The 13,479-nt window shown below is 37.4% G+C and carries 14 protein-coding genes; 2 read left to right on the top strand and 12 right to left on the bottom strand.

What is annotated here, in order from left to right; genetic code table 11:
- Positions 1 to 50 precede the first annotated feature (50 nt).
- From J3U73_RS08005 to J3U73_RS07965, 9 genes are all read right to left on the bottom strand, one after another.
- On the bottom strand, positions 51 to 428 hold the full coding sequence (locus tag J3U73_RS08005) for a type II toxin-antitoxin system YafQ family toxin (protein ID WP_267410098.1): 378 nt from the start codon (positions 426 to 428) through the stop codon (positions 51 to 53).
- Positions 429 to 446: 18 nt separating this feature from the next.
- The gene (locus J3U73_RS08000) at positions 447 to 713 is read right to left on the bottom strand and encodes a type II toxin-antitoxin system RelB/DinJ family antitoxin (RefSeq protein WP_220232435.1); all 267 of its coding nucleotides are present in this window, start codon (positions 711 to 713) and stop codon (positions 447 to 449) included.
- Between the two features lie 310 nt (positions 714 to 1,023).
- Positions 1,024 to 1,272, bottom strand: coding sequence for a hypothetical protein (locus J3U73_RS07995; protein WP_220234902.1), 249 nt, complete (start codon positions 1,270 to 1,272; stop codon positions 1,024 to 1,026).
- A 130-nt stretch (positions 1,273 to 1,402) separates the two neighbouring features.
- Complete coding sequence (locus J3U73_RS07990; RefSeq protein WP_220232437.1) at positions 1,403 to 1,885, bottom strand: PTS sugar transporter subunit IIA; 483 nt, start codon at positions 1,883 to 1,885, stop codon at positions 1,403 to 1,405.
- 13 nt (positions 1,886 to 1,898) lie between these two features.
- On the bottom strand, positions 1,899 to 2,390 hold the full coding sequence (locus tag J3U73_RS07985; RefSeq protein WP_267393610.1) for a hypothetical protein: 492 nt from the start codon (positions 2,388 to 2,390) through the stop codon (positions 1,899 to 1,901).
- Positions 2,380 to 3,171 carry a MurR/RpiR family transcriptional regulator gene (locus J3U73_RS07980; protein ID WP_220268646.1) on the bottom strand — a complete coding sequence of 264 codons (792 nt, stop codon included), beginning with the start codon at positions 3,169 to 3,171 and terminating at the stop codon, positions 2,380 to 2,382. The genes J3U73_RS07985 and J3U73_RS07980 overlap by 11 nt, the downstream gene beginning before the upstream one ends.
- A gap of 97 nt (positions 3,172 to 3,268) precedes the next feature.
- Positions 3,269 to 4,888, bottom strand: a complete 1,620-nt coding sequence (locus J3U73_RS07975; RefSeq protein WP_220268647.1) for an alpha-glucoside-specific PTS transporter subunit IIBC — start codon at positions 4,886 to 4,888, stop codon at positions 3,269 to 3,271.
- Positions 4,889 to 4,905: 17 nt separating this feature from the next.
- On the bottom strand, positions 4,906 to 6,249 hold the full coding sequence (locus tag J3U73_RS07970) for a 6-phospho-alpha-glucosidase (protein WP_220268648.1): 1,344 nt from the start codon (positions 6,247 to 6,249) through the stop codon (positions 4,906 to 4,908).
- Between the two features lie 266 nt (positions 6,250 to 6,515).
- Positions 6,516 to 7,448: a cytochrome C5 gene (locus J3U73_RS07965; RefSeq protein WP_220268649.1), complete on the bottom strand. Its 933-nt coding sequence runs from the start codon at positions 7,446 to 7,448 to the stop codon at positions 6,516 to 6,518.
- Positions 7,449 to 7,593: 145 nt separating this feature from the next.
- On the opposite strand from J3U73_RS07965, the gene J3U73_RS07960 reads away from it, so the two are divergent.
- A complete protein-coding gene (locus J3U73_RS07960) occupies positions 7,594 to 8,832 on the top strand; it encodes an MFS transporter (protein WP_220268650.1) in 1,239 nt (412 codons plus the stop codon).
- Between the two features lie 105 nt (positions 8,833 to 8,937).
- Here J3U73_RS07960 and J3U73_RS07955 read toward each other — a convergent pair whose 3' ends face one another.
- Entirely contained in the window at positions 8,938 to 10,167 is a 1,230-nt protein-coding gene (locus J3U73_RS07955) for an MFS transporter (protein ID WP_267410097.1), read from the bottom strand.
- 108 nt (positions 10,168 to 10,275) lie between these two features.
- On the opposite strand from J3U73_RS07955, the gene J3U73_RS07950 reads away from it, so the two are divergent.
- Positions 10,276 to 11,127 carry a helix-turn-helix domain-containing protein gene (locus tag J3U73_RS07950; RefSeq protein WP_267410096.1) on the top strand — a complete coding sequence of 284 codons (852 nt, stop codon included), beginning with the start codon at positions 10,276 to 10,278 and terminating at the stop codon, positions 11,125 to 11,127.
- A gap of 574 nt (positions 11,128 to 11,701) precedes the next feature.
- Here J3U73_RS07950 and J3U73_RS07945 read toward each other — a convergent pair.
- Entirely contained in the window at positions 11,702 to 11,977 is a 276-nt protein-coding gene (locus J3U73_RS07945; protein ID WP_267410095.1) for a histidine phosphatase family protein, read from the bottom strand.
- Positions 11,978 to 12,008: 31 nt separating this feature from the next.
- Positions 12,009 to 13,454: a glycoside hydrolase family 1 protein gene (locus tag J3U73_RS07940; RefSeq protein WP_267410094.1), complete on the bottom strand. Its 1,446-nt coding sequence runs from the start codon at positions 13,452 to 13,454 to the stop codon at positions 12,009 to 12,011.
- Positions 13,455 to 13,479 lie beyond the last annotated feature (25 nt).

The following is a 13,479-nucleotide window of genomic DNA, read 5'->3' as shown; positions in this document are numbered from 1 at the left end:
CAGGCAAAACACTGAAAAAAGTGTTTTGCCTGTTTTTACTTATAGATAATTTATTTAAACAATTCACTATGCGTACCTATTCCAGCTAGAAAAACTGTTTTTTGTGTAGGCACGTAAACTAATAAATGATCACCACTATGGCCATCAAAATGAAGCTCCAGAACAATTATTGTTGCTTGGGCATCATTTAGCTGCTTTTTGATTTTCTTTTTTATGTTATTTAAGCCTTCTAAAGCATGTGGGTGAAAATAATCGGGTATTTTATGATCTTCAATTAAACAACGAATAATGAATTCCCACGGACTCCGTTCTTGTTTATCAAGTTCATAAGGAAGTGTCCCATTAAATACTGAATGCCATTTTGAGTCCTGTCTTCGTTTCTTTAGCTGTTTTTTAAATACCTTAGTATATTTGATTGCTTTCATCATTTATTTCTCAAGCTCCAGCTATTCATCTGAGTTGAGCATTTCTTCTAATTCTTCAAAACTATGAGCCTCTGGCAGCTTCTTTTTTCCAGTTAAATCATCGGTCACTTCTTGTAAAGAGTTGCTTAACTCTTGGTTAGGAAAAGAATAGTATTTAGGTAACCCATTGTTAGCTACAGTAGTAACTGTCATTCGAACAAATTCAGAAATAGTCAAACCATGATTAGCAAGTACTGCTTTTGCCTTATTTTTAGTTGCTGAATCAATTCTAGCTTCAATTCTATCCATATTTACCACCTCATTGTCATTGTACGCCAAAAGTCGTACAAAAGCCATTATATAGTTTTAATCAATGATATTAAGAAGCGCCACTTTTTTAATTTAGCAGTTCTAGAGAACTAATTTCTACTTATGAGATACTTAGTCATTCAACATATTTATTACAAAAAAACTCACATGGATCAAGGTAGAAGAATTAAAAGCTGTAATCAAGAAAAAGCAGAAAAAACACTAAAAAATGTTTTTTCCGCTTTATTTTAGTTTAAAGAGCTAGTTTCTTGCCAAACTCTTCTTTTTTGTCTCTAAAAACTTAGTAAGCTTAAAACCAGGTAGTCGAAGATAAAGCAATATCTTCATTTTTATCTGGCTGATTTAACTTAGTAAGCAAGTCAATGCCCTCCTTAGATAGCGTCATGCTTCGAGCAAGCTCACTTAATTTGATTAATAGCCTGCTTCGTACCTGATACTCATTTTCATGTTGCTTTAATTGCGAAATTGCGGCAGTAATTAAAGCTTGTTCATTTTTCTTGGGTAAGTTCTGCTTTTCTAATAACTTCAGTAAATCCATTTTTACTACCATCTTTTCGATACCTAATAACATAGTATTTTAGGACTAGTTCGCCCTAATCATAGCAGTTTTAGCTTTAATATATAACTAAAATTCTATCATGATTTTAAGCTGATGATTCATTAAAAAATCAACTCTTGAACTTAATCGTTTGAATTTCTTGTCCGTGTTCAACTTCACCAGGTGAAATTGGTGAAACAGAATCAATAATATCCATATTAGTATAAACAATAATCACCGTATCATCATAATTTGCTCCAGTAATTGCCGCTGTGTCCATCTCAGCCAGCGGGGCACCTTGTTTAACTGAATCACCCTCTTGGACAAAGACATTAAAAGGTTCTCCCTTTAATTCAACCGTATCAATCCCCAAATGAACCAATATTTCCAAATTATTTTTTGCCGTGATTCCGATAGCATGCTTGGTGGGAAAAACGGTAGTAATTTTACCTGCAATTGGAGCATAAATTTTCCCATCTGTTGGCTTAATCGCAAAACCGTCTCCTAACATTTTAGTCGAAAACACTTCATCTTTGACTTCTGTGAGTGGCAACAATTCGCCGTCTGCCGCCGCACTTACCGTAAAATCTTTCTTTTTAAATAAATTAAACATTTGTTATCACCTTTTACTTCTTACTACTTAACCAAATGGTCAAAATTAAACACAAGCCAAATATAAGCAGAAAAATTACTGAAGCTCCCCGAATCAGTTTATTATTACTCTGCTCTTTCTGGTTTATACCATTTGTGCGAACAAGTCCACCCATAGCCAATAATACGCAAATAAAATTACCCGCCATGACTTGACCAATTGCCTGGCACAGCATAAAAAAGCGGTAAGTAGGTAAATCGGTTAAAATTTTTTCCTTATTTAGCCACAAATAATAGCCAAAGATAAAGTTGATAATCATCATAATCATGTCAACTGCAATTATCGGAGTTGCCGTTAAGATCACGGCTAAACTTTGTGCAGTTAAACTGGCTTCGTAAGCAACAAAGCCGGCAAAAAATAGCGGTATGATAATTAAAGCAGCAATATAAGTGTTTAAAATTTTCCCGGTATCTAAATGGGCTCTATCTAAAAGTCTAATAACAAAATTGTTCGTTTTACTTATCATTTTGTTCACTTTTTTCTTTCCGCCAAATATCAAACTTATTTACCAAAAAATCAACTAATGAATAAGCCATAATAAATGAGGCGTTTTTGGTAGTAGTAAATTTAATTGTAGGATAGTAAAAATTATAATCAGAAAGCGAAGCAAGTTCGTTCTGCTTCAAGTCCGTGAAAGAAACGTAACGTAACTTATTATTAACTAATTCAAACTTCGTTAGTTCGTCATTAATTTCTTTATTATCGCCTGTGTATGAAATAATAAACAGCATATCCCCTTTTTGCGCAATTTTACCCACCATTTCCAATTCGCTAATCGCGGCAGGCAGTACAATCGAAGAAATACCAAAAAGTAACAATTCATGCGATAAATAATTGGATAACATTTGCTGAATCCAGCCTGTTGAATAAATATAAACGTTACTAGCATTGCTTAGCTCAGTATAAAATCTGGCCAAGTCAAGCGAGTCAAAATATTTACGTAAATTCTCAGTTTCTTTTTCCAGATCTGCTCCAAAGTTATTGGCAAAGTTCATTTTATTGTTATTCTGCTCATTTTCTAAGCAAACCTCATTTAAATAAAATTTTAATTCGGTATAGCCACTTAAACCAAGATGCTTACACAAACGAAAAATTGCCGATCTCGAAACATACAATTTTTCTGCTAATTCGGAAAGACTCAATTTCTTACACAATTTAGCATTGTCTAGAACAAATTGAATGATCCGTATTTCAGAATCATTCAACTTGCTACTATTTTGATAAATTAGGGATTTTAATTTTGACATTAATACGCTCCATATAAAATAGTTACTAATTCATTATACTTAACTTTTAATTATAACTTTTAATTATAAAAGCGCTTTAAAGTCATTGAGCTTTGTTCTAATTAAGATCGTTTTTTATTAATTCTTGCATAGCTTCAAGAACTTGAGCAACATCTAGCCCCACAATAACCTGGATGGCTTTGCCATGATGCACAACGTTAATTGCTTTAGCTTCTTTAAACTGGGCATCCGAGCCCATTTTAGCGGGATCCTTGACAGATACTCGCAAGCGGGTCGCACATGAACTTAATTCAGTAATGTTTGTGGAACCACCTAGCAAGTCGAGAAAGGCCGTAGCCCTAGTAATGTAGGGATCACTTTCCGCCGAGCTACCTGAAGTTTGAGCCTGCTGCTTGGCCTTTTTGGCTTGATATTCTTTCTTATTTAACAAATGAACATCTTCGCTGTCTGCTTCTCGGCCGGGAGTCGCATAATCAAATTTTTCGATCATAAACTTAAAGATAAAGAAGGTAATTGCCGCAAAAATCAAGCCAATTGCAAATTGAACTAAATAGGTCTGCCAGTGGTTTGCCCACAAAGGAATCCAGTTTTCAGCTGCCATATCGATACTTCCAAAAATAAAGTTACCAACTACACCAAAACAAAACATTACAGTATTCATAGTAGCAGCTAAAACAGAATAAATGATCCATAAAACAGGAGCTGCAAATAAGTAAGTAAAGTCGATTGGCTCTGTAATGCCAGCAAAAAAGGAAGTTAACGCAGCCGGAATCAATAAGGCTGAAGTCTGTTTTTTCTTGTCCTTTTTAGCAGTAACATAAAAGGCTAGACAAATTACTGGAGCCAAGAAAATTTTTTCGTTGCCCCATAATTGAAAGCCCATTGCCGGGGCTAATTGCTTTAAAGGCTTTGTACTTAAGGCAAACTGGGTTAGATGCTTTAACCACCAAGGCTGCAAACCTCCAGCTACTACTGCTGGACCATATTGAAATGGAATATAAACCAAGTGATGCAAACCCGTAGGAATTAAGACTCGATTCAAAAAATTATAAATCCAAACGCCAATTACGCCACTATTAAGGATAAAATGTTGCATTCCACTAATTCCCAGCTGAACTTTTGGCCAGCCCCAGCAAGTGATGAAGGCAAGAGGAATCATGACAAAAAAGCCAAGAATATAAACATATGTTGAACCCTGAAAGGTTCCTAGCCATTCAGGCAGCTTTTTGTCAAAATAATGGTTATGTAACCAAATTACTATTCCTGCAACTACCAATGCGCCAATCATACTGGTATCAAGTGTCTTAATACCAGCTATTTCCGTCAAGCCATGGTTGGTTGAGTTTTCTATTAGTTGAATTTTAGTAAAGTTAGGTATACCGAAGCTTGCACCCCAATGTGTTAAAATTGCACCAATAAAATAATTATATGTCATATAAGTAATTAATGACTCCATTGCGGCCCTTCCCTTGGCCTTATTAGCTAGGCCAATTGGTAAACCGACCACAAAAAGCAATGCTTCCTGTTTAAAAACCGTCCAGCCACCGGCTGTAACTGTATCCCAGATAGAGTTCCAAGTCGTACCTTGATTGGCAAGCGAACCAAAAACAGCTTGATTAGTAAACAGACTACCAATTGCTACTACAATTCCCGCAAACGAGAACAAAAGTACAGGTACGAACATTGCCGCTCCAAACTTTTGGAATTTCTGCATCATAAGCAATCAGCTCCTAACTAGTTAAGTTCTGGCCAGTATGGCTTATTTACTAGAATCATATCGTCAAGAATCTTTTTGGCAACCAGAGCATCTGGAACAGTTTTATTAAGTGCAAACGCCTGCCACATTTTGGTATAAGAATGGTGTTCATATGCATCAACCACAAGTTTCTCACAAGTTTGTTGTTCTATTATCATCGCACGTTCAAATTCGCCGGATCTGCCAGTTGCCATTGGCTGAACACCGTCAGCACCAAACCAGCACGGTACTTCAACCACCGAATCAGGATCAATATTAGCAATTGCCCCATTATTAGGAATGTTAGCAAAGAATTTTTCGTGCGTATTATAGGCAATTGCATGACAAATATCGACAATATAATTTGAATGTTCCACGTTTGCTTCCCAGATATTACCTTTTGCGGTTCCTGCGTCCACAATGCGCGCACATTCATCAAAGACAATCTTTTGTCGATATTCCCGGATCTCATCGGTTCTAGTGTGTTGTGGGTCAGCATTTGCGACTTCATATTGCGGATAATAATAATATTGCAAGTAAGTATTAGGCAAAGTCTCTGGATCTAGTACATAACAATCCTTAGCTTTCTTAAATGTTTCCGCCCAGCTTTTTTCGGTTTCCTGATCAAATTTGCCTCCAATCCAGTAACCATTTTGAGCAATATAATCTTTAAGTTGTGGCATTAAATCCTTACCAGTTTTTTTGTCACGAACTTCCTTCCACCAGCCAAAGTGGTTAAGGCCATAATAATTAACATCCAGGTCATGGTAATCATTTAAGCCACAAATCTGAGCCATTCTAGTCATGATTTCAACCGGCATGTCACAAATATTGATTACTTTTGCATGCGGCCGCAAGCGTCGGCATGCTTCTGCAACAATGGCAATAGTATTAGAATAATTAATCATCCAAGCATTTGGTGAATATTTCTCCATCCAGTCGATAATTTCGATAATGGCTGGAATTGAGCGCAGGCCATAAGCCATCCCGCCGGGTCCGGTAGTTTCTTGCCCATTAACCCCATATCTTAAAGGAATTTTTTCATCATAACTGCGCATTTTATATTTGCCGACCCGAATTGATCCCATTACGAAATCAACATCAGTAAATGCTTCTTTAGGATCAGTGGTATACGAAAATTCTATTTGGGGTGCACGTTCTTTTATGATAATTGCGCAGGCATCACCAATTTTCTTTTGTCTTTCTTCATCGTTATCATAAAATTTCAGCTTTCTGAGTGGAAAACGATCCTCATTAGCAATTAAGCTTAAGACAAAGCCGGGTGTAAAAGTGCTACCCCCACCGGCAATTACGACAGAATAACGTTTATCAGTTGCAGACATTGTTTTCTCCTTTTTTAATCAAATTGCCCAATTTGAGCTGTCTTCATAAGCTAGCTTATTTATATTTATATCAGATTTTGCTCATTTTGTATCCGCTTTCTGAAAAAGCGAATAAGTATTTCATAACTTGAAATAAGCGTTTCGCGCGCTGAAATATATTTCAAAAAGAATTATCCCAAGATCTAGTTGTACTAAAAAAGCACTGTAGTTACTCACCTACAGTGCTTTTAAAATGATTTTTAAAGTTAAAAATGACTAAATCCTGGTCATTCAAACCGGTCTTTCTTAATTACACGATAAATGGAAATGACCAAAACTAAGATTGCACAGAGTATGGCAACGTATGCCATAGGACCAACACTAATTGCAGCTTGTGCTTGCTGACTAGCCATTCGGTTTTCCACCGCGTATTCCACAATCCATTTACGCAATAGCCGTGGAGTCAAAATAAAAGTTATGGTAGCAATGACTGACGCGACTAGTGCCGTATTTCGTGAATAAGGCTCACGGAAAAACTGTGCCATGACGCAGAATGCTGGTGCTATCATCAACACAAGAACCCAAATAATAATCAGCCTGCCGGCGCTGCTATTCATCATTTGCGCACTATTAGTCGCATAGCGGTACTTGCCCCAAAGTTGTCCCCCAGTAAAAGTATTGAGCAAGCTAAGAATATATGAGCCTTGTTGCCCATAAATCCCGCCACGATTCGATAAAATGCCTTGGATAACTTGTAAGCCGTCGGTTGAGCCTGCTTCCGGAAAATTAACAGTGACAACTTTCTTCATGTAAGTTGCTAAAAACATGAGAATAGAGCCACCAAATTGCAGAGCGCGCAGCATATTAAGCTTTCTGGAAGCCTTCATTTTAAATTCCAGGCTGAGAACACGATCTGGGTGATGGCTATGACCGATGATGAAAATGCCGACAGCCACTATTATTGCTAATAGCAATAATAACCACCATAATTTAGCCATCACAAAAAAGATGGCCAATACAACAATCGCCACTGCGACATAAGGCCGATCAGAAAAGATTTCCCAAAAGTTTAGTTTAAGGTGACGGTAATCAGCTCGTGGTGATTCAGCCGGATTCTCTTTAGCGGGCCTTTTGGTAGCAGCAGAATTAACCGTTTCAGCATTCTCATTCGCATACTTTTTGCGATATTCACGTCTAGTCATATGTGAATCCTGACTCATACAGCACCCTTCCTTTCAGAGACAATATCTTATCACGTTTTGGGGCTAAGTTTACCCTTTTTTGCAAATTCTTAGCAATTTTATTGTGCTAGAATAAAAAAGATAATGTTTTTGTTAAAAATTCAAACGGAAAGATGAGGATACTTTGAAAAGTTCAGATAAGTTGCCAGCTGGATGGCACAAAGCCTTTTATACCCTGTGGCTAGGTTGTTTCATTACAGGAATGGGTTACTCGATGACAATGCCCTTTATTTCACTTTTTATTGCCGACCTTGGTCATTATAGTCAATTACAAATCAGTCTTTACTCAGGCTTGGCTTTTGCAATGACATTTATTGCCCAGGCAATAGTTTCACCTTATTGGGGCAATTTAGCTGACCGTAAGGGCCGCAAATTGATGTGTATGCGTGCTTCAGGCGTAATGGCTCTGACTATCACAGCTACCGGATTTGCTCCCAATGCAATTTACATCATTGTCATGCGGTTTATTCAGGGAGCTTTTTCTGGCTACATTAATAATGCTACCGCATTGATTGCTGGTGAAACTCCTCATCAAAAAAGCGGTTGGGTTATGAGCCAAATGATGACCGCCGGAACTGCTGGAAACTTAGTTGGACCTTTACTTGGCGGAATTCTATCTAATTTCTTTGGTAACTGGCTAGGTGGAGCCTGGGGATACCGAATTCCCTTCTTCATCACTGGGTTTTTAATGGTTTTAGTCTTCTTAGGTTCAACTTTCTTAGTTCACGAAAAATTTACCCCGGTTTCGCGTGAAGAAATGAAGCCAATGAAAGAAATTATGCATACTTTGCCTAATGTTAAGTTAATTATTGCGATGTTCGCAACAACGCTGTTAGTTCAAGCCGCCAACATGTCAATTGACCCGATTGTTTCACTTTACGTAAAATCAATGATGCCCAACAGTAAAAATATTGCCTTTGTTGCTGGTGTCGTTGCTGCAACACCGGGACTTGGTACGTTGATTGCCGCTTCTAAAATCGGCCACAAAATGGACGAAATTGGCCCGCTAAAGATTCTTCGCGTTGGACTAATTGTTGGCGCCATCCTCTTTATTCCAATGGCACTCACACATTCACCGTGGGTATTAGCTGGATTGCGCTTTTTGCTGGGAATTGCCAGTGCCGCAATGCTGCCAGCGGCTCAAACGGTTTTAACTCTTAACACGCCACCAGAAAGCTTTGGTCGCATTTTCAGTTACAACCAGTCCTTTCAGGCAGTCGGATCAGTCTTTGGTTCATTAATGGGGTCAACCATATCCGGAGTATTTAATTATGCGACTGTCTTTTGGACTACTGGCTTAACTTTATTGATAAACTTTATTCTGATTATCTTTTTTAGTTTTCACCAGCCCAAACGTCAGTAAGCACTAGCTCTTTTAAAAAATAAAATAAAAACTAAAGGACTAGTTCGAGCTATTAGCTTAGAACTGGTCCTTTTAGCTTGTTCTTAAATTCAGTAAAAACCGGACTTAATTTTCCTTGGTTTTAATCATGACGACAACCGTAATACTGAAAACTAAAATACTGGTAATCAGCATCCCTAACAGAGCAACGTTAGCATTTGATGCCGCTGAAATACTGGTAAACAGGATTGTCATTAATGGTGTAATCACTAACAAAATTGTATTTAACAGGCCAACTGATGATGACAAAATCTTGCGGTCAACCGTTGCAACCAGCCATTGCGTTAACTTCGGACTAGCTGTTCCTACAAAAAAGCCTAATAAGGCATAAGTAACTAAACAAAAAATTATTTGTTTACTCATCGTGGACACGAGAACGCAGGCTGCGGATAATAAAGCCAGTAAAACGATCACATAGACCGAAACCTTTTTAAAAATCATTGTTCCCACAATACTGCCTAGAGCAGAGCCAACCGCTGCTGCTGCGCCAATAATTGCAATTGTGAAAGTATAGGTCCCAATGACCATTACGCTTTTATTGCCAGCAACAACAATCGATAATATTGGCTCAATTGTACTCAAAATACCATTCATTAAAGCAATAACCATCACGGTAGTTAACAGGCCTCTCGCCTTTTTAACCTGGCGAAAAGACAAGGCAAGCGTACCCAAAAAGCTTTGTTCATCAACATCTTGATTAATTGCTGTTTCTTTATTTTTACGGGCAATCGACAAATAAATTAGTCCAGCAACAATAAAGGTTAAGCCATTAATAACCGCTAAAGTCGAATAAGACATGAACAATAACAATCCTGAACCAACAAACTGCGCAATGGTCGTAATCACTTGGGAAACGCCACTTGTGAAACCTGTTGCCTTAGCAACTTGGTCTTTTTCTACTAAATCAACTACTAAAGGTGTTGACAGGCCACTTGAATACGTTCCGGCTGTATCAGAAATGAAGTTAATGACGATAACCATCATTACCAGATTCCAGCCGGCAATATTTTGACTAAAAAGAAAACCAACTAATAAATAGAGTGCCCCCCTAATCATTGCAAGCCAAACAATCTTTTCGTATTTGTTATGCGTCCGATCGGCAAGATAGCCCCCGACACTTGAAAGCAGTCTAGGTACCGACTCGGAAATGGCAATCAGTGAAAGAGCTAATGAGTAATTTTTTAGCTTGCTAGCATAAGTCATCAAGGCTAAGTAAAAAAGAATATCACCAGCACTTGACAGGATACTAGCGATTGAAAATCGTCGATAATATTTATTTTTGAAAAATATATCCATGAATTAATTTACACCCTCTATTTATTTACTAATAACTTAATTATATTTGTGTTAAAATTTTAAATAATGAAAGTGTCATATATGAAACTAATTTTCGGAGAAATTTTGATGACTATTGGAAATTTATTACGGCAATATCGGCAAGAGGCAGGTAAGACGCAGCGGGCATGGATCGGTGATATTGTTAGCCCCTCGTTTTATTCTAAAATTGAGAAGAATACTACTAGGATTTCTGCTCAGGATTTGATTGAAATACTGCGCTACAACCATATTGATCTTGCTAGTTTTTTTAGCAAATTAGATTACCGGTCAAAATCTGAAGATGAACTCAAGAAAAACGTAATTTCCAAATCAATAGATGCCTATTATGAGTTTGATATCGATCAGCTCTCAGCAATTAAAAATGCCATCGCTAAAAGTGCTGTGTATAACAAAGAAGACCTGATTCTTAAGCTCAATACCTTAATTTACACTGCCAACAGTTCACCTGAAAAACTCAGTTTAAAAGAAAAGCAACAGTTAAAAGCCAAATTTTATAATGAAGATAATTTGGACCAAGAGTCACTAAAAAATTTCTGTAATTACATGTATTTTTTTGACTTTACCAGTAATTTAATGATTACCAAAAAATTTCTCAAAAAATTTGGTAGAAGTAATGATGAAAAAATCCAATTTTTAGTCCTTGGTATTTTAATTAACATGGTTGGTATTAGCATTAAGCATCAATCTTATGAAAATGCCGCACAAATGATCACAATGTCAAAGAAAGTGCCTACTAAACCCAGTACATGTTTCAGTAAAATGGTGCTCTTCTTACTAGAAAATTTAATTAATTATCACTATGAGCCATTACAAGTTTATCTTGATAATTGTGAAATGCAGGTTAAACAGCTTTCCTTAATTGGAATGGAAAAATTCAGTCAGCAATGTCAAAAATTGATCGATGAAAATACCAACTAATCGCTAATTTTAGGTTTAAGAAAAAGCGTGATTTAAAATCACGCTTTTTCTAATATTAGCTAAACTCTATTTTTGGCCAGCATTATAATACTTCAAACTGCCAATTTCGCCGACCAAGTTAAATTTACCCTTTTGTAAACTAATTTAGTGACCGAGTCATTCGCAAGGCCGATTCCTTGAAAAGTAGGGTAATTTTGCGTTGACAAAAAGAGATTAATTGCCATCCCAGAGCTCACAACTAAAACGTTTTCGCCTTTGTGCTGACTTTTTGCAATTTTACCGTCATTCGCTTTTGAATAGCTTCAGTACTTTCCGCACAATATTGTGTTGGTAAGCTGGTATTTAACTTATTTTCCTAGTCTAAAACATAATTTATTTTGAAATAGTTTGCCTGTCTTAGCTTGAAAATCAGCAATACTATCATAGCCAAAGCATTGGGCAATTTCTGGTACATTCTGCGCAACATCAGGGCGGCCTTCATAGCACCGTAGTTACATTCACGCAAACGCCAATCAATTTTTAGTTTAACTTTTTGATTGCCAGAGTATTTTAAGGCTCCTTGTGCAGTCTTTTCCTATCTTGTTAAGTCACCGGAATAAGCTGCTTTAAACTTAATTCCCTTCAGACCTTTACCAAGATACCCGGCACCCTTTACATCATTATCAGTTAGGGTATAATCCTTCCAGCCTTGAGCAAGGTGCATCACGTTAGCAGTAGTTTCGCCATGACGGGGCAAATAAATCGTCACCGGTTTATTATTACTTTTTGCCTCGGTTTGATTAGTGCCAATTGTGAATGCTCCGATAAGACTTGCTAATGCTAACAAGAATTTTGTCACTCGCTGTTCCATTTTCTTACTTACTCCAAATTATTCCCTAAACTTAGGCTAAATCGCCACCATTAGTTTCAATAACTTTCTTGTACCAGTCGAATGACTTCTTCTTGTAACGGTTGAAGGTACCCTTACCTTCATCGTCTTCATCAACGTAGATAAAACCATAGCGCTTTGACATTTCTCCTGTAGAAGCACTGACTAAGTCAATACAGCCCCATGGCGTGTAACCCATTACGTCTGCACCATCATCAATCGCTTCTGAAATGGCTTCAATGTGTTCACGCAAGTAGTCAATCCGGTAATCGTCAGCAACATAGTGATTTTCATCAGGCTGATCAATGGCACCCAAACCATTTTCAACGATAAACAATGGCTTTTCATAACGATCAGATAATTCGTTAAGTGCAATTCTTAAGCCGGTTGGGTCAATTTGCCAACCCCAGTCACTTGATTTCAAGAATGGATTCTTAACTCCACCCATCAAGTTACCGTTAGTTGTTTCTTGGTTTTCGTGAGTAACATCAACAACAGATGACATGTAGTAGCTAAAGCCAATGTAATCAACCGGGTATTTAGCTAGCAAGTCAAGTTCTTCATCGCTGTAGTCAATGTCGCTTAACTTAACGCCTTGACGAGCTAATAAGCTCTTCGTGTATGCTGGGTAATGGCCCCGAACTTGTACGTCAGCGCAGAAGAAATTGTTTGCTTGGTTTTCTTGCAGCGTAGCAATTTGATTCTTTGGATCTGAATCATAGCTATAAGTTGTTGCATAAAGAATCATGCAGCCAATCTTCATATCAGGATTTAATTCATGACCGATTTTAACAGCTTTAGCACTGGCAACGAATTGGTTGTGCCATGATTGGTAAACATTCTTCTTGTCAAGAGCACCGTTACTTACAGTCAAGCCTTGGCTCATGATTGGGAAGTGAGCAGCACTGTTAATTTCGTTAAAAGTCATCCAGTACTTAACTTTATCCTTGTAACGAGTTAATACAGTTCTAGCAAAACGTTCATAGAAGTCGATCAACTTCTTGTTCTTCCAGCTACCATATTCAGTAATCAAGTGCAAAGGAAGTTCATAGTGTGAAATCGTAATTATAGGTTCAATATTGTGCTTTAAGCACTCATCAATTACCCCATCGTAGAACTTAAGTCCTTCTTCATTTGGCTGCTCTTCGTCACCGTTAGGGAAAATACGTGACCAAGCGATTGAGAAACGGTAGCATTTGAAGCCCATTTCCGCAAATAGTTCAATATCTTCCTTATAGTGGTGATAGTGATCAATTCCAACGTGATTAGGATAAACGTATTTAAGATCGATTTTGAAATCAAAATCTGGTGAAGCAATAATCTTCATCCGCTCTTTACCACCAGGTAAAACATCAGGAAGAGATAATCCTTTGCCTCCTTCTTGATACGCACCTTCGAGTTGGTTAGCCGCTGTGGCTCCACCCCATAAAAAACCTTTAGGGAAATTGTTTGTATTCATGTGTATACTCCTCTTTCTCGCCCGA

The sequence above is a fragment of the Lactobacillus sp. B4005 genome, assembly GCF_026536045.1.
Lineage (GTDB): Bacteria > Bacillota > Bacilli > Lactobacillales > Lactobacillaceae > Lactobacillus > Lactobacillus panisapium.
The sequence above is the reverse complement of the archived record's forward strand: the minus strand, read 5'-3'. Positions and strand labels throughout refer to the sequence as shown.